Annotated in this window: 15 protein-coding genes and 1 tRNA gene; 14 read left to right on the top strand and 2 right to left on the bottom strand. The window is 42.2% G+C overall.

From position 1 onward, the window contains the following. Nucleotides 1-52 precede the first annotated feature (52 nt). Nucleotides 53-778 (bottom strand): outer membrane beta-barrel protein, encoded by a 726-nt coding sequence (locus P2W73_RS20420; RefSeq protein WP_276503955.1) that lies wholly within the window; start codon nucleotides 776-778, stop codon nucleotides 53-55. Between the two features lie 126 nt (nucleotides 779-904). Here P2W73_RS20420 and P2W73_RS20415 point away from each other — a divergent pair. The 7 genes from P2W73_RS20415 (at nucleotide 905) to P2W73_RS20385 (ending at nucleotide 6,508) form a co-directional block, all read left to right on the top strand. Beyond that, nucleotides 905-978 (top strand) — tRNA-Ile (locus P2W73_RS20415). Next, nucleotides 962-1,273, top strand: a complete 312-nt coding sequence (locus P2W73_RS20410; protein WP_276503954.1) for a GIY-YIG nuclease family protein — start codon at nucleotides 962-964, stop codon at nucleotides 1,271-1,273. Before P2W73_RS20415 ends, P2W73_RS20410 begins: the two co-directional genes overlap by 17 nt. Before the next feature lie 99 nt (nucleotides 1,274-1,372). Further along, nucleotides 1,373-1,627, top strand: coding sequence for a GIY-YIG nuclease family protein (locus P2W73_RS20405; protein ID WP_276503953.1), 255 nt, complete (start codon nucleotides 1,373-1,375; stop codon nucleotides 1,625-1,627). Nucleotides 1,628-2,093: 466 nt separating this feature from the next. After that, nucleotides 2,094-3,074, top strand: a complete 981-nt coding sequence (locus P2W73_RS20400) for a GDP-mannose 4,6-dehydratase (protein WP_276503952.1) — start codon at nucleotides 2,094-2,096, stop codon at nucleotides 3,072-3,074. A 10-nt stretch (nucleotides 3,075-3,084) separates the two neighbouring features. Beyond that, nucleotides 3,085-4,653, top strand: a complete 1,569-nt coding sequence (locus P2W73_RS20395; RefSeq protein WP_276503951.1) for an ArnT family glycosyltransferase — start codon at nucleotides 3,085-3,087, stop codon at nucleotides 4,651-4,653. 44 nt (nucleotides 4,654-4,697) lie between these two features. Continuing rightward, entirely contained in the window at nucleotides 4,698-5,642 is a 945-nt protein-coding gene (locus P2W73_RS20390; RefSeq protein ID WP_276503950.1) for a glycosyltransferase family 2 protein, read from the top strand. Further along, entirely contained in the window at nucleotides 5,639-6,508 is an 870-nt protein-coding gene (locus P2W73_RS20385) for a lysylphosphatidylglycerol synthase transmembrane domain-containing protein (protein WP_276503949.1), read from the top strand. Before P2W73_RS20390 ends, P2W73_RS20385 begins: the two co-directional genes overlap by 4 nt. Before the next feature lie 4 nt (nucleotides 6,509-6,512). Here P2W73_RS20385 and P2W73_RS20380 read toward each other — a convergent pair whose 3' ends face one another. Then, nucleotides 6,513-6,650, bottom strand: a complete 138-nt coding sequence (locus P2W73_RS20380; protein ID WP_276503948.1) for a hypothetical protein — start codon at nucleotides 6,648-6,650, stop codon at nucleotides 6,513-6,515. A gap of 286 nt (nucleotides 6,651-6,936) precedes the next feature. Between P2W73_RS20380 and rimP the strand changes: the two genes are divergently transcribed. The 7 genes from rimP (at nucleotide 6,937) to P2W73_RS20345 (ending at nucleotide 16,589) form a co-directional block, all read left to right on the top strand. Further along, complete coding sequence (rimP, locus tag P2W73_RS20375; RefSeq protein WP_276503947.1) at nucleotides 6,937-7,407, top strand: ribosome maturation factor RimP; 471 nt, start codon at nucleotides 6,937-6,939, stop codon at nucleotides 7,405-7,407. Between the two features lie 144 nt (nucleotides 7,408-7,551). Further along, complete coding sequence (gene nusA, locus P2W73_RS20370) at nucleotides 7,552-8,799, top strand: transcription termination factor NusA (protein WP_276503946.1); 1,248 nt, start codon at nucleotides 7,552-7,554, stop codon at nucleotides 8,797-8,799. A gap of 108 nt (nucleotides 8,800-8,907) precedes the next feature. After that, the gene (gene infB / locus P2W73_RS20365) at nucleotides 8,908-11,796 is read left to right on the top strand and encodes a translation initiation factor IF-2 (protein ID WP_276503945.1); all 2,889 of its coding nucleotides are present in this window, start codon (nucleotides 8,908-8,910) and stop codon (nucleotides 11,794-11,796) included. A gap of 148 nt (nucleotides 11,797-11,944) precedes the next feature. Further along, nucleotides 11,945-13,324: a peptidylprolyl isomerase gene (locus tag P2W73_RS20360; protein ID WP_276503944.1), complete on the top strand. Its 1,380-nt coding sequence runs from the start codon at nucleotides 11,945-11,947 to the stop codon at nucleotides 13,322-13,324. A 124-nt stretch (nucleotides 13,325-13,448) separates the two neighbouring features. Next, nucleotides 13,449-15,296 carry an amidophosphoribosyltransferase gene (locus tag P2W73_RS20355; RefSeq protein WP_276503943.1) on the top strand — a complete coding sequence of 616 codons (1,848 nt, stop codon included), beginning with the start codon at nucleotides 13,449-13,451 and terminating at the stop codon, nucleotides 15,294-15,296. A 35-nt stretch (nucleotides 15,297-15,331) separates the two neighbouring features. After that, nucleotides 15,332-15,901, top strand: a complete 570-nt coding sequence (locus P2W73_RS20350; protein WP_276503942.1) for a cysteine hydrolase family protein — start codon at nucleotides 15,332-15,334, stop codon at nucleotides 15,899-15,901. Between the two features lie 193 nt (nucleotides 15,902-16,094). Beyond that, the gene (locus P2W73_RS20345) at nucleotides 16,095-16,589 is read left to right on the top strand and encodes a SixA phosphatase family protein (RefSeq protein ID WP_276503941.1); all 495 of its coding nucleotides are present in this window, start codon (nucleotides 16,095-16,097) and stop codon (nucleotides 16,587-16,589) included. Nucleotides 16,590-16,631 lie beyond the last annotated feature (42 nt).

Here is a 16,631-nt window from a genome sequence, read left to right as displayed (position 1 = left end):
GGACTTCACTATTCCGTGAAATCCTTTCAATATATTTTAAGCCAGCTCACAATTATAGTCCGCTGATCGTAAGTCCGATCGAAAAAGGTCTTATTTCTGCAGCTACCCCTTCTTTAAACAAAGTGGTCAGCTGATAGCTCCCATATAATGTAAAATGACCAACACCTACCCTCGCCGTCCCTACCAACCTGGTTGTATTAAAAAATCGTTTGCTGGTTTCTTTCATCGTGTAAGAGTTCAGCGTATTACCACTTTTGTTTTCGAGGTCCTTGTTGCGGGTATGTGCATTGATCATAGTTCCTACCTTGGCGCCGATGGCAAACTTGAAACTCTTATCGCTGTTAAAAGGGTTGGCAACATACCTGAACTCTACCGGAGCCTCGAGGTAGGTTGTGTTTAATTTTGTCTTCTTAAAATGGTTCGTGTCCGACTGATCCCTGAACTGCATTGTTGTGGTGGCATCTTTAATGCCTACATAAGTGTCTTTGAAAATGATATGATCGGAAGAAATTCCCGGGCCAAAAGCCATGCTCAATTTTGGATTGGTTTTAAAGGGGAAATCGAACATGAAATAAACGTTGAAACTTTTTGAAAAACCACCGGTATTGATCGAATCAGGTTTACCCGCCCAACCGGCATAACCCAGCTGGATCATAAAATGGTCATTGGCACGGCCTGCAAGGCTAAGAGGCTCTTTTTTCCTGGTGACGATTGAATCTTGGGCAAATAACGAATTGATGAGGAGACAACTAAATGCAAACAGGGCGATTTTCTTCATAAATCAAGTTAAGGTCGCAAATATATTTTTCTTTCGGTTAAAGTAAGGTTAAGAACAAAGCAATTATTTTATTTCTTACTTTTGCCCTCCATCAAAAAGTTCTTAAGAAAGTTGATCGAATAACCAGGACCCTTAGCTCAGCTGGTTAGAGCACCTGACTCATAATCAGGGGGTCGCAGGATCGTGCCCTGCAGGGTCCACAAGTTTAAAAGCATTTGTAATTTCGGTTACAGGTGCTTTTTTTTATGTACTACGTTTACATTCTATACTCATCGTCCCGAGACAAATATTGGTTATACAGCTGACATTGGATCAAGGTTGGTTAAACATAATTCGAAGCATAATGGTTTTACACAGGGAGCAACTGACTGGATAATTGTTTTCTCAGAAACATTTTCCACCAAACAAGAGGCCTTGAAAAGAGAACAACAGATAAAATCATGGAAGAGCCCCAGGCTTATTGAAAATTTGATCCGGCAGGGCTCGGCTGGTTAGAGCATCCCGATTTGATCGGGGGGTCGCAGGATCGTGTCCGCCTTCGGCGGATCCACAAGTTTAAAAGCATTTGTAATTCCGGTTACAAGTGCTTTTTTTATGTACTACGTTTACATTCTATACTCATCGTCCCGCGACAAATACTATATTGGTTATACAGCTGACATTGGATCAAGGTTGGTTAGACATAATTCGAAGCATATTGGTTTTACACAGGGAGCAGCTGACTGGATAATTGTTTTCTCAGAAACATTTTCCACCAAACAAGGGGCCTTGAAAAGAGAACAACAGATAAAATCATGGAAGAGCCGCAGGCTTATTGAAAATTTGATCCGGCTGGGCTCGGCTGGTTAGAGCATCCCGATTTGATCGGGGGGTCGCAGGATCGTGTCCGCCTTCGGCGGATCCACAGGACGGTGTCCGTCGAAGGCGGATACACAATTAAAAGCATTTGTAATTTCGGTTACAAGTGCTTTTTTATTTATTTATTACGGCTACATCTTATATAGCTGACCATGGGATTATGGATTATGGCTTTTTGAAAATTGATCCGATAGAATGTCATTGGGCAAGTAGCGATTCACAGAGATTTTTCATCAATTTCAGCTTTTGAAAAATTCTCATTACTTCATAGCATTATCATATGTTCTTCTTTAAACTTTATAAATCTAAAAATGTTATAGCTCAAAATCCAGCTCATAATTCTTTTTGATAGTTAACCGGTGGTTAACGCAAGTAATGATGGAGTATGGAAACCGGAAATTGTACCTTTGATAATTATTACAGTTTTATTCTGTTATCCTAAAAAAAGTCTGGTGTAATGAAGCACATTCTTGTTACTGGCGGAGCAGGGTTTATTGGCAGTCACCTGGTTGAAACATTATTGGCAAAAGGTGATTACGAGATTTATTGTATTGATAATTTTGACCCGTTTTATGCTTACTCCGTAAAAGAACAAAACCTGCAAAGCGCAAAAGCGCATCCCTTATTTCACCTATATCAGTTCGATCTTGCACTCACCACTCCCGAAGAGCTGCTTAAAACATTTGACTCAGTTTCTTTCGACGCCATCATTCACATGGCTGCTAAGGCAGGTGTCCGGCCCAGTATCCAACATGCAGCTTCTTATTATAGCACCAACGTAACGGGTACCCTGCATTTACTGGAGTTTGCCCGGCAAGCCAATATTCCCCGCTTTGTATTTGCCTCATCCAGCAGTGTGTATGGCCGAAACCCCAATGTGCCGTGGAAGGAAGCAGACCTGCTTCAGCAGCCCATCAGTCCCTATGGCGCCACCAAACTTGCAGGCGAAGAAATAGGAATGGTTTATTCGCAGCTGTACCCCTTACAATTTATCGCTCTCCGCCTGTTTACCGTATACGGGCCAAGACAAAGACCCGACCTGGCGATTCACCGATTTTATGACCAGATCCGGGACAATCGACCCATTAATTTATTTGGCGATGGCAGCACTCTCCGCGACTATACGTTTGTCAGTGACATTGTGGACGGAATCATCGGTGCTTTAAATTATACAGGTAACGATTCGACAATTTTTAATCTTGGTGATAGCAGGCAAATATCCTTACTGCGGCTGGTACAGGTATTAGAAGAAAGTATGGAGACAAAAGCGATCATAAACTGGCAGCCTGAGCAGCCAGGTGATGTGCCGCAAACTTTTGCTGATATTTCAAAAGCAGCCGGTCTTTTAAACTATCAGCCCGCTGTTATGTTTGAGGAAGGGATTCACCGCTTTGTTGAGTGGAAAGAAAAACAGCGTTTGCACCTGAAAACAGCTTGAAAATAATAGGATGCATTCAAAATCTTTTTTGTTGGTAATCCTGCTTGCAGCTTTTCTTTTATTTATTAAACTAGGCGCAACTACGGTTTTCCAGGTGGCGGAAGCAAGAAATACCCGGGTGTCAGCCGAAATGATTGAACGAAAAGATTACATCGTACCTTTTTTCAATGGTGAACTAAGAACGGACAAGCCTCCATTGCACTATTATGCCATGTTATTGGCCTATCGCCTGGGTGGTATTAATGAAACCAGTGCAAGGTTCTTCTCCGCGGTTTGTGGTTTATTCATTATTGTCGCCACCTGGTTATTTGCAAAAAGAAATGCCGGAACCGGTGTCGCCCTATGGAGTTGTCTTGTTTTGCTAGCGTCTGTTCACGGTATTTTTCAATTTCGCCTGGCGACACCTGATCCGTATCTCATAGCCTGTCATGTACTGTCACTTTTTTGTTTTTGGGAAGGATTTAAAAATTACAAGCGGTCCTTTTTATGGTTGATGTATTTCTTTTTGGGACTCGCTATACTGGCAAAAGGGCCTGTAGGATTGGTATTACCAGCCATCACAATTTTTTTATTTCTTCTATTGAAAAGGGAATTCCCTGTCAGCGCTATTTGGAAACTCAAGCCATTACAGGGATTGATCATTATTATGGCCGTTGCTTTACCCTGGTTTTATTTAGTACATGTAAAAACTGACGGCATATGGACGCATGGATTTTTTTTTGAACACAATATTGGCCGATTCAATGATCCGTTTGATGGCCATAAGGGGCCGTTTATACTAACCTGGGGCTTTGTGATCATGGGTCTTTTCCCTTTTTCCATTTTTCTCATAAGGGCTATTGCAATGGCATGGAAAAAACGGGCCACCAATGCCTGGCTTTTTTTTAACCTGGTAGCAGCAATGGTTATTATTTTGGCTTATTCAGTGTCGGCTACAAAACTTTTAAACTATACTACTCCAGCCTACCCGTTCCTGGCTCTTGTTATAGGTTCTTTTATCTTTTCAACGATTGAATCAAAGGAAACAGTCAAAAAATTATGGCCTGAATGGATCATATTGCTGCTAATTGCATTGGTATTGCCAGCAGGATTTTATTTTTGGGCGCAATCTGAAAAATTCATGACGTCGATTGCCTGGATGAGTATTTTGTTATCAGTGCTGCCACTGGCTGTGGTGGCAGGGGTTATCTATTATAAAAAAATGTACATAGGAAAATCTTTTTATTTAACTGCATCAGGTGGAATACTTGTCAATATTCTATTCTTTTCCATCCTGTTTCCTGCACTGGATGCCAATGGCTCGGTGCATCAATTAAAAGATAGAGTAAAACCCGGCATGGCTGTTATCGCTTATCGTAAATTTAATGACGCATTTACTTTTTATCATCAAAAAAATATTCCTGTTATCAGCTCAACAAACACTATTGTTGAATTTTTGAAATACAATCCCAACGCACTAATAGTAGAAAGAGCCAGTGCGCCGCATCTGATGGACAGCGTTCAAGGCCTGATTATTAAAGAAAGTGCAAAAGATCTTTTTAGCAGGCAGTATAGTTTTATATATGAATTGAAAAAATAATCTCAAGAAGAAACGAATTATCAGTAACAAACAAAACCACAAAAGTGAAATCAATTTCAGTAGTCGTCGCATTATACAACGAGGCCGGTAATATAAAAGCCTTATTGGAACAAACAACTGCAGCTTTACAAAATTTAAATTATGAATTAATACTCGTGGATGACGGTTCTACGGATGAGTCCGTTGCTGTCATCAGGCAGCACCTGCAGCCACATATGAAGTTGGTTGTCCTGCGAAAAAATTATGGGCAGTCAGCCGCCATGGCTGCCGGTATTGATGCCGCAACCGGTGAGTTCATTGCCACCATGGATGCCGACCTTCAAAACGATCCCTCCGATATTCCCTTTATGCTGGATAAGATGATAGCAGAAGATTGGGATCTTGTTGCCGGTATACGGGCCAACAGGCAGGATAATGTAATCAGGAAAATACCCAGCCGCATCGCCAATAAGATCATTCGCACAACTACAGGCGTTACCCTACATGATTATGGCTGTACTTTAAAAGTTTTTCGGCGTGATATTGCGAAGAACCTCGGACTCTATGGTGACATGCATCGTTTTATTCCGGTGCTAGCCGCTGTACAGGGAACAAAAATGACTGAAGTACCGGTGAAGCATCACCCACGCATTCATGGTAAATCAAAATACGGGATGGGTCGCACATTTAGAGTGATGAGTGATCTCTTGTTGATTTTGTTTATGCAGAAATATTTTCAACGACCCATGCACATATTTGGTCCTGCAGGATTATTATCCTTTTTTGCAGGTTTACTGGTCAATGTATATTTATTGGTATTGAAAATCCAGGGAGCGCAGATCGGAAACCGCCCCTTGCTGATTTTGGGTGTTATCTTGCTGCTGGCTGGTCTGCAATTAATACTGTTTGGATTTGTAGCAGAAATATTGATGCGTACTTATTACGAATCACAACACAAGAAAGCCTATCGCATACGATCTGTGGTCCAAAATAACAGTGGTAAAGAATGAAGAAATGGATGCTCACTGTTCTCAAAGGAATTATTGCCATCGTAGCAATGTATTTTGCTTTTCGAAACATTAAGTGGGAAGAGCTGAAAGCCATCCGGTGGAGCCTTTCTTTAGTATGGCTGTTACCAGCCATACTTCTTTACAATGGTTCACAGTTTATCAGCGCCTACAGGCTATTACAATTTTATAAACTACTCGAGCCGACGCTTGTTTATCGTTTCAACCTGCAGTTATACTACATAGGCATGTTTTATAATCTTTTTTTACCGGGTGGCGTTGGTGGCGATTTTTATAAAGTGATGGTTATAAAAAAAAGAGGTGCCGCACTATTACAGGCTACCAAAGCCACTTTGCTGGATAGGGCTACCGGCTTGCTGGTACTACTGTCTATTATAACCGTTCTCGCCAATTTCGTTGAGATCAACTTACCGCATAAAATTTTACGGATAGTCGCTATCGCTGTTATTCCCGGTTTTTTTTGTTACTGGCTCATAATCCGCCGTTATTTTAAACCATTTGGTGCCGTTATACCAAAAGCTATTTCGCTATCCCTTCTCATCCAGTTTTGTCAATTGTTATCTTTTTGTTGTCTTCTTCTTTTTTTCCAGGCTCCCTGGGAATCGATCCCCAGGTATGCAGTAGTATTTTTTGCCGGCTCGGTAATCGCTGCTTTGCCGGTAAGCATAGGCGGTATCGGAACCCGTGAACTAGCTATGGCAACGGGTGCAGCATACCTCTCCCTGTCTCCGGCCATTGCTGTATCGGCCAGCCTTTTTTTCTACATCATCACGGCATTAAGCGCTTTAACCGGCTGGCTTTGCAGCAAGCATTCGCTTGTCCGGATAATGGAAGAGAAAAACAACTAGGGAATTACTTTACCTCTTCAAAATCAATGTAGTCGCCTGTTTTTTTTGACACAGGTTTTTCTTCAGCAGGTCTTGCAAAATCCTGGTACATGTCGGTTTGCTCCTGCATTTGGGTATGCATTTCCCGAAACTTCTTCTTCATTTGACGAGTCGTTTTATAAATGGGAACTATAAAACGAAAAACCAGGTTAAAAAGGAACCAGGCCAGCAGCCCGTATAATATTACCTTCATCATAACCACACAAAGCTACAATTACCTACTAAACCCTGATGGATTGGATCGTTAAAAAGCGGCGAATGACAGAGAAAGATCGGTAAATTGAGGTGTAACGATAAGTTTTGGAGAGAATAACTTATTTCCCTTACTTTTGCAGCGGAAGCAGAATTAAAGAAGGGAACGAAGACGTTCCCTTCTTCTTTTATCTACTATGAGCATAGACGGACAAATACAGTTACTGGAGCAAAAGGTGAGGGCGATGATTGAAGACGAACCCGGAATCTTCCTGGTCGAGATCAGGATCAAACCAACTAACAATGTGAAAGTATTTTTGGATGCGGATACAGGGATGAGCCTGGATAAGTTGATACATTACAATCGGAAACTATACAGAGATTTGGAAGAGAGCGGTTTTTTCCCAGGCAATGATTTTTCGCTCGAAGTATCTTCACCGGGATTAGATGAACCATTAAAGCTCCACCGTCAATACCTGAAAAATGTTGGCCGGGCTGTAGAGGTGATTCGTTTGGATGGGGTAAAAAATGAGGGTAAGCTTATTACTGTTTCTGATACTGATATCGTAGTTGAAGAGGAAAAAGGGAAAGGAAAGAAAAAAGAAGTGGTTCACCACACCGTTCCGTTTTCAGCTATCAAAGCAACCCGTGTACAAATTAAATTTTAAATAAGCGAAGTCCCGCTTGCTCTTTTTACATGAATGAGCAGAAGGATAACGCATAAAACAACAAAAATTCAAATCAAATTTTGAGAAAAGCAATGAGCGCCGGCTCAGTGCTCTGATCTCAGACCTGACAAAAAATTGAGAGTTATGGCAAGTATCAATCTTATTGAAGCGTTCCAGGAATTTAAGGATGCGGAAAATATTGACCGCCCTACCATGATGAAAGTGGTAGAAGATGTATTTAAAACCCTGCTTCGCAAAAAATACGGCAGCGACGAAAACTTTGACGTTATCGTAAATGCTGAAAAAGGTGACCTTGAAATTATCCGTCACAGGATGATTGTTGAGGATGGGCAGGTAGAAGATCCGTTGGCGCAGGTGGCCTATTCCGAGGCCGTTAAGATTGAACCAGATTTTGAAGTAGGTGAAGAGTTGTTCCAGGAAATTGATTTGTATGACTTTGGACGCCGCGCCATTCTTGCCGCCAAGCAAACCCTGGCGAGTCGGATCAGCGACCTAAAGAAAAACGTATTGGCCCAAAAATATAGTGACCGGATTGGTGAGATCATTAGCGCAGAGGTGTACCAGGTTTGGAAAAAAGAGATCTTATTATTGGATGAAGAAGGAAACGAATTGATCCTGCCAAAAAGCGAACAGATACCCCAGGATTATTTCAAAAAAGGAGAAAATATCCGTGCCGTAGTGAAGAGAGTGGACATGAAAAACAACAACCCGGTGATCATTCTATCCCGAACTGCCCCTGAGTTTTTGGCTAAATTATTGGAGATAGAAGTGCCGGAAATTTTTGACGGTCTGATCGTAATTAAAAAAATTGTTCGGGATCCGGGTGAAAGGGCTAAAGTTGCAGTAGAATCTTATGACGATCGCATAGACCCTGTTGGAGCCTGCGTAGGTATGAAAGGTAGCCGTATTCATGGCATTGTCCGGGAGCTGAAAAATGAAAATATTGATGTTATCAATTGGACCAACAATATCCAATTGCTCATTCAAAGGGCTCTCACTCCGGCAAAAATCACCAGCATGGAGCTGAATAATGAAAAAAATCATGCGAGTGTATATCTCAAACCAGACCAGGTCTCACTGGCTATTGGCCGTCGTGGTGTAAATATCAAGCTGGCATCTGAATTGACGGGTTATGAGCTGGACGTATATCGTGATTCTGAAGAGGAAACCGGAGAGTTTGATGTAGATCTTGAAGAATTTAGCGATGAAATCGAAACCTGGGTTATTGATGAGCTGAAGAGAGTGGGTTGCGATACTGCAAAAAGCGTATTGCGATTGACACCTGCAGAGCTCGAAAGAAGAACAGACCTGGAAAAAGAAACTATCGACGATGTGAGAAAAGTATTGCAAGCAGAGTTTGAAAATGAATAAAAAGTCAGTTGGTCATATAAGTTGAACGGTCAAAGCAGCTTTTTGGAGTGACCAGGTGACTACAATGACTTATATGACAAATTTGACATATTGAATTAAAATAACTGAATGGCAGAAATAAAACTTCCAAGATTATTAGCAGCAGCTAAGGAGTTCAACATTGGACAGGATACCTTAATTGACTTCCTGATAGGAAAGTCATTTCCTAAAGAGGAGCTTAAGCCTACGTCCAAGCTTACCGAAGCAATGTATAAGGCATTGCAACAGGAATTTCAAAGCGATAAGGCTGCAAAAATGAAAAGCGACCAGGTGGATCTACCCAAAGGTTCGCAGGACGCAAAAAAGAAAAAAGAAGAAGAAGAAATCAATTTTAAGAAAGAAGAGAAAAAAGTAGCTCCTAAAAAAGAGGAGCCGCCTGTCGTAGAAGTGGTAGAGGAGAAGCCGGCACCAGCAAAGCCAGTTGAAACCAAAGAAAAGGAGGAAGAAATTGTAAAAATTGAAGCTCCCGAAATTTCGACGCCGAAGATTATTGATAAAATTGATTTGTCGGCAATCGATTCTTCAACCCGTCCTAAAAAGACGATCAAGAAAAAAGCTGAGCAGGAAGCTGAACTTCCGCCGGTAGAAGAAAAATCGGAAGAGGTGAAAAAGCCGGCCGCGCAAGCTGAAGAAATTAAAGAGGTAGCCAAAAAGGAAGAGCCAAAAGTAGAAAAGGTCGTTACACCAGCCGAAGAGCCAGTTGCAGAAGAAGATGCTCCTCCTGTAATTGAAAATATCAGAGCGGAAAAGCTGGAAGGCCCAAGAATATTGGGCAAGATCGATTTGCCCGTTAATAGTGATACAAGGCCAGTTAAAGATGAGAAACGGAAACGGAAACGTATTCCTATTGAGAAAAGAGAAGTCAGACCTGATAATAATCAAAATCAAAACAGGGGCGACAGAAGACCCGGACCTGGTGGACCCGGCGGTGGCGGCGGTTTCAATCGCGGTGATCAGCGGGGCAGAGGAGGACAGCATGGTGGACCCGGTCACGGAGATCAGCGTGGTGGACGTCGTCCAATGATTCATCGCGAAGAAAAGCAGATCGATGAAAAAGCCATCCAGGAAAAGATAAGAGAAACCCAGGCCAAGTTGACCGGTGGTGGTGGTAAGGGTAAAAACCTGAAAGCCAAAATTCGTCGTGAAAAAAGGCAGGAACTGGCTGATGCCATAGGTGAAGCAGCAGATGATAACAAACTGCAGGTGACTGAATTTATCAGCGTAAGCGAATTAGCTAACCTGATGGATGTAAGTTTTGCAGAAGTGATCAGTAAGTGTATGAGCCTTGGTATCATGGTATCTATCAACCAGCGTCTTGATGCCGAGGTAATTGAATTGGTGGCAAGTGAATTTGGTTTCGATGTTGAATTTATCAACATGGAAAAACAAATGGAAATGGAAGAAGAAGAAGACGAAGATGATGAAGATGAGTTGGAACCTCGTTCCCCGATTGTAACCATCATGGGACACGTTGACCATGGTAAAACTTCGTTGCTCGATTATATCCGTAGTGCCAATGTGGTAGCGGGTGAAGCGGGTGGTATTACCCAGCACATCGGAGCTTATCAGGTTGAATTACCCAACGGAAAAGAAATTACATTCCTCGACACTCCCGGTCACGAAGCGTTTACTGCGATGAGGGCCAGGGGTGCGAAAGTTACAGATATAGCAGTTATCGTTATTGCGGCTGATGATGCAGTAATGCCTCAAACCCGTGAAGCAATTAGCCACGCACAGGCAGCTAATGTGCCCATGATCTTTGCTATTAATAAGATTGATAAGGATGGCGCAAACCCTGCAAAGATCTACGAACAACTTTCCCAAATGAACATTTTGGTGGAAGAGTGGGGTGGTAAATTCCAAAACCAGGAAATAGCAGCCAAGAGCGGTTTGAACATCGACAAGCTATTGGAAAAGATATTGCTGGAAGCCGAACTCTTAGACCTGAAAGCCAATCCTAACAGGGAAGGTACAGGAACCATCATCGAAGCTTCATTGGATAAAGGCCGTGGTTATGTAGCTACACTGCTGGTTGAGAATGGAACCTTACGGGCAGGTGACCTGGTAGTGAGCGGTCAATATTATGGTCGGGTAAAAGCCATGTTCAATGAACGAAACAAGCGGGAAGACGAAGCTGGTCCTTCAGCACCGGCAGTTATTCTCGGATTAAACGGGGCTCCCCAGGCTGGTGAAAAATTCAAAGTTTACGAAGATGAATCTGAAGCCAAAGAAATAGCTAATCGCCGGGCTCAAATTTTGAGAGAGCAGGGAATGCGGGCCAAAAAACATATTACCCTCGATGAGATTGGTCGCCGTTTGGCATTAGGAAACTTCAAGGAATTAAAAATTATTATCAAGGGTGACGTGGATGGTTCAGTAGAGGCCTTGAGTGACTCATTACAAAAACTTTCTACCCAGGAAATCCTGGTAAGTGTGATCCACAAGGGTGTGGGCCAGATCAACGAAAGTGATATCGTTTTGGCTGAAGCATCCGACGCTATCGTTATTGCCTTTAACGTTCGTCCTTCGCAACAAGCATCAAGACTGGCAGAAAATGCGGGTATTGAAATCAAGATGTACTCGATCATTTACAACGCTATCGAAGAAGTGAAAAGTGCGATGGAAGGTATGTTGGAGCCTACTATCCAGGAAAGAATTGTCGCTAATGTTGAAATACGTGAAGTGTTCAAGTTTGATAAAGCTACAGTCGCAGGATGTTATGTAACCAGTGGAAGAATGAAACGGGATTCCAAGATACGCCTGATCCGCGATGGTATTGTAATTTATCCAACAGCAGGTGCCGTAGCTGAATTGGGCTCACTGAAACGTTTCAAAGATGATGTGAAAGAAGTACTGTCGGGTATGGAATGTGGTTTGACTATCAAGAATTATAGCGACATCAAAGTAGGTGATGTGGTAGAAGCCTACGAACAGGAAGAAGTAAAACGGACACTTTAAATTGTAAGATACAAGGAACAAGGCGCAAGATTCAATGGATTTCTTTCTTGTGCCTTGTCTCTTGGGGTCTTGTACCTTCCACAGAAACTTTTGTTAAATACCTTTCAACGTGTTTACCGGTTTGACCGGTAAAATTACTTTTGATATCATGTATATTATAAAAAGAACACTGGCTGCCAGCCTGTTATTTCTAACAGGAGCGATGGCTGCCCAGGCGCAACCAAAAAAAATAAAAGCCGATGGCATCATCGCAGTCGTTGGTGATCGCATTATACTGCAATCGGATATTAAAAATTCTATTGAGGATGCCAAACGCCAGGGGAGCACCGTTCCTGAAGGCGCCGAATGTATGCTGATGGAGCAAGCTGTTGTTTCAAAAGTTCTAATGCTGCAGGCTGAGAAGGACTCTTTACCGGTATCTGATGAGGATGTGGAAGCTGAACTGGATCAGCGGGTCCGTCACTTTATCAACCAGGTAGGAAGCCAGCAGGCACTGGAAGAATATGCGGGAAAAACTGTTTACCAGATCAAAGATGACGCAAGAGAATCCGTTAGAGAAAACAAGTTGGCGTCGGCCATGCAACAAAAGATTGTGAGTGGTGTTAAGATTACTCCAACAGAGGTAAAAGCTTTTTTTGACCGCATACCAAAAGATAGCTTGCCTTTTTTTGAATCAGAACTGGAAGTGGGCCAGATTACTATTATTCCAAAGGCCTCAAGAGATCTGGAACAATATATAGTGTCCGAACTGAACAATTATAAAAAACAGATTGAAACAAAAGTGGCTTCTTTTGAGCAATTGGCACAACGCTATTCAGAAGACCCGGGAAGTAAGGACCGTGGCGGCCGGTACCAAATTAACCGCAATGAAAAAACATGGGATCCCGCCTTTCTTTCGGCTTCTTTCCGCCTGAAAAATGGTGAAATATCTTCACCGGTAAAATCAGAAAAGTTCGGCTACTTCCTCATACAAATGATGGAAAGAAGAGGTGATGATGCGGATGTTCGGTTAATTTTAAGAACACCCCCCGTAACTGATGCTGAAATCAATCAGGCCAAAGCAAAACTGGATACGGTTCGTTCAAAAATTATCGCCGGCACTATTGGTTTCAATGAAGCGGCCACGAAATACAGCGACGACGAAGCGGCAAAATACTCAGGTCCATTTTTGCTCAACCGTGACGGCTCGCCATATGTCACTATCGATCAAATGGATAAGGAAATGGTAGCCATGTTGAGCAAAATGAAAGTGGGCGATTTTTCTCAGCCAACGCCCTTTACGACCGAACAGGGTAAAAAAGGGGTTCGTATCGTTTACTTAAAATCCCGTTCAGAGCCCCACCGGATGAATATGTCCGATGATTACAGCAAGATTTCGCAAGCCGCCCTGGAAGAAAAGAAAACCCAGGCGCTTGACAAATGGATAAAGGCTAAACTACCTACCTATTACATCATGGTGGATGACGACGCAAAAGCGGAATGCCCTAAAATGCAACGCTTTGCAAGCACTGATCTAAAAGGCTATTAAATATTAAAAAATATCGGCAAGCCGCTTCATTAAGGAGCGGCTTTTTTTATCATTTCATTCAAGTTCGGCACTCCGTTTAATCGTTGTTCTAGCTTAACTTTGCGCCTTCCTTTCAAATACATACATGAGTGACCCGATCAAGCACGAATGCGGCTTAGCATTCATCCGGTTAAGAAAGTCTTTCTCGTATTATCAGCAACAATACGGCACCGTATTATGGGGACTTACCAAGCTTTATCTGTTGATGGAAAAACAGCATAACCGCGGCCAGGATGGCGCCGGTATTGCCACCGTTAAACTGAATGTAGAAGCTGGTTATCCCTTTATGAACAGGATGCGAAGCAATGCTAAACAAGCTATTGCAGATATTTTTCAACAAGTAAGCAGTGAGATAGAAGAATTGGAAAAATATCATCCGGGTATAAGAAATCATCCCGGATTGATGAAAGGCCACGTGAGCTATTTGGGTGAATTGTTATTGGGACATCTTCGCTATGGCACACAGGGAAAAAATAAACTGGAGTATTGCCATCCCTTTATTAACCGCGACACTATACCGGCCCGCAATCTGGCCATGGCCGGCAACTTCAACCTGGTCAATACCGACGAACTTTTTGCTTTAATTGGAAAAGAGCCGTCGGAACAAATGCGGTTCAGTGACCTTGCTGCGATGATCGAGGTGGTGCATGATTTTTTATGCAAAGCTGATGAAGAAGCGCCTCAGGGTTATGATATAACAGAAGTTTTGAAAAAAGCTTTTTCGCTGTTTGACGGAGGTTTTCATGTTGCTGGCCTTACAGGTAACGGAACTGGTTTCGTACTTAGAGATGCTCACGGTATTCGTCCCTCCTACTATTATGTCAATGATGAAGTAATCGTTGCAGCTTCTGAGCGGGCCGCCATTCGAACTACTTTTAATGTAGGTGAAAATGAGGTGAAAGAATTAATGCCGGGTGAAGGTTTAATTGTAAATGAAAAAGGCGATTACCAGATTGTCCAGATTTTACCAGCTAAAGAAAGGAAAGCCTGCAGCTTCGAACGGATTTATTTTTCGAGAGGCAGCGATGAGAAGATCTATAAAGAACGAACAGCACTCGGCTATAACCTCAGCGAGCAGGTATTAAACGCTATTGACAACGATACACGCAATACTATTTTTTCTTTTATTCCGAATACAGCTGAAGTTGCATTTTATGGTTTGGTGAAAGGCATGGAAGACTACCTTAACAAAAGAAAAATTGAGCGGATTCTTTCCTGGAATAAAGATTTTGATGAAGAAAAGCTGACAGAAATGATCAGCCGGCGCATTCGGATGGAAAAGATCGCCATCAAGGATGTGAAAATGCGCACTTTTATCACCGAAGATGCCAGCCGTAATGAAATGGTCCAACACGTGTATGACATTACTTATGGTACCCTGCGGCCCTATGAAGATACATTAGTAGTGATCGATGATTCCATTGTAAGGGGAACGACGTTAAAGGAAAGCATTATCCGGATGCTGGCCCGTCTGAAGCCAAAACGTATTATCGTTGTTTCTTCCTCGCCTCAGATACGCTACCCTGATTGTTATGGCATTGATATGAGCCGCATGGGCGATTTTATAGCCTTTAATGCCGCCGTCGCACTGATGAAGGAGCGTGGCATGGAAGGTGAGTTAAAAGAATTGCTGAACCGCTGCAAAGAATTACAACGCAATAACCAGTTGCATACAGAAAATGTCGTTAAACAGGTGTATAAGCCTTTTACCGCTGAGGAGATTTCGGCCAAAATTGCTCAATTGGTGACACCTTCTAATGTCGATATTCCCGTTGATGTTATTTTCCAAAGCATTGAAGACCTGCATAAGGCTTGCCCCAACAATTTAGGTGATTGGTATTTTACCGGCAACTACCCGACTCCGGGGGGGAATAAAGTCGTAAACAAGGCTTTTATTAACTACATGGAAGGAAAAAATGTGAGGGGGTACTAACTGTTGAAAGCCGGCAACCAATAATCAAATACATTATGGATAATGAATGTATTGTCATTATTGATCCACAAAAAGACTTCACCAGCATTCATGGCAGTTATGCCCGAAGACACGAGGGTATAAGCCAAATCCTGGATGCAAAAGCGAATATAAACAAGCTGCTAACGCAAATAGACAAAAATCGGTTTGTCATTGTTAGTTCAAATTATTCGATAAACCAGTTTGCCGGGGGCCTGTCGATTTGTATACCCGGTACAGAAGGCCATGAGATCGATATAAATGCAAATACCAGCTTCACATACGTTTCAAAGAAAGAGCACAGTTGTTTTTCCTCTTTTGAGTTTCTCCATTACTTAAACACTAACCATATCCACAAGCTGGTACTATGCGGCTTCCTGGCAGAATACTGTGTGATGGGTACTGCAACCGATGCTTTAAGAAATGGATATACGGTCAGCTTGTTAGAGGATTGTATTGGAACTGGAGATGATGTTCAGGAGCGAAAAAACAAAAGCCTAAGCGAATTAAAAAAGCTGGGTGCAGCGGTTGTTAGCCACGAAGATTATTTAAATTACCTGTATACTAATCCCAGTCTGCACCGTTAAGAAAGTTGTGAAAGTGCCCATTTATCGCCAGGCCGTGCCGCCCCTTCGGTCAAAATATTTCCTATTTCGTATCTTGTACTTTGTTGATATTGAAACTTGTTACATGAAACCGGGCATGATAACTGTTGTCTCACACCGGAGAATGAATATTGGCGAGGTTCCATCCGATCATTAAAAAATAAAAAATATACGCATGAAAACACTCATATTGGTGCGTCATGCCAAAAGCAGCTGGGACGATTTTTCTATAAATGATATTGACAGGCCATTAAATGATCGGGGGAAAAAAGATGCGCCGGCTATGGCAAAGCGATTGAGGGATAAGGATATCAAAATCGATGCGTTTATTTCGAGTCCTGCTAAGCGGGCCCGTAAGACAGCTGAAGCATTTGCAAAAGAATACAAAGAAGAAAAACAGAATATTGCTTTTTTTGATGAATTATACCTTGCCAGTCCCTCTACTTTTTTTGATGTCATCAGCAAAACAGATGATCAATTCAAAACGATTGCTGTTTTCTCTCACAATGATGGTATTACTTCCTTCGCCAATATGCTTACTTCAACAAGGATTGATAATATTCCCACCAGCGGAGTATTTGCTGTTAAGATTAAAACAAAGCACTGGGCTGATTTCGAAAAGGCAGAGAAAGAGTTCTGGTTTTTCGATTCGCCCAAAAAAGGGGAATAAATTTTCTGATGCGATGATGGCAGGTTATTAAATGGAAAATCC

Origin of the sequence: Terrimonas pollutisoli, assembly GCF_029360765.1 — a bacterium.
Lineage (GTDB): Bacteria > Bacteroidota > Bacteroidia > Chitinophagales > Chitinophagaceae > Terrimonas_B > Terrimonas_B pollutisoli.
This window is presented reverse-complemented; position numbering and strand designations above follow the sequence as displayed.

Excerpts from the sequence above, each read along its gene's own strand:
- P2W73_RS20420 (WP_276503955.1), bottom strand. The coding sequence starts at position 778 with ATGAAGAAAATCGCCCTGTTTGCATTTAGTTGTCTCCTCATCAATTCG.
- P2W73_RS20405 (WP_276503953.1), top strand. The coding sequence starts at position 1,373 with ATGTACTACGTTTACATTCTATACTCATCGTCCCGCGACAAATACTAT.
- P2W73_RS20400 (WP_276503952.1), top strand. The coding sequence starts at position 2,094 with ATGAAGCACATTCTTGTTACTGGCGGAGCAGGGTTTATTGGCAGTCAC.
- P2W73_RS20395 (WP_276503951.1), top strand. The coding sequence starts at position 3,085 with ATGCATTCAAAATCTTTTTTGTTGGTAATCCTGCTTGCAGCTTTTCTT.
- P2W73_RS20385 (WP_276503949.1), top strand. The coding sequence starts at position 5,639 with ATGAAGAAATGGATGCTCACTGTTCTCAAAGGAATTATTGCCATCGTA.
- P2W73_RS20380 (WP_276503948.1), bottom strand. The coding sequence starts at position 6,650 with ATGAAGAAGAAGTTTCGGGAAATGCATACCCAAATGCAGGAGCAAACC.
- rimP (WP_276503947.1), top strand. The coding sequence starts at position 6,937 with ATGAGCATAGACGGACAAATACAGTTACTGGAGCAAAAGGTGAGGGCG.
- nusA (WP_276503946.1), top strand. The coding sequence starts at position 7,552 with ATGGCAAGTATCAATCTTATTGAAGCGTTCCAGGAATTTAAGGATGCG.
- infB (WP_276503945.1), top strand. The coding sequence starts at position 8,908 with ATGGCAGAAATAAAACTTCCAAGATTATTAGCAGCAGCTAAGGAGTTC.
- P2W73_RS20360 (WP_276503944.1), top strand. The coding sequence starts at position 11,945 with ATGTATATTATAAAAAGAACACTGGCTGCCAGCCTGTTATTTCTAACA.
- P2W73_RS20355 (WP_276503943.1), top strand. The coding sequence starts at position 13,449 with ATGAGTGACCCGATCAAGCACGAATGCGGCTTAGCATTCATCCGGTTA.
- P2W73_RS20350 (WP_276503942.1), top strand. The coding sequence starts at position 15,332 with ATGGATAATGAATGTATTGTCATTATTGATCCACAAAAAGACTTCACC.
- P2W73_RS20345 (WP_276503941.1), top strand. The coding sequence starts at position 16,095 with ATGAAAACACTCATATTGGTGCGTCATGCCAAAAGCAGCTGGGACGAT.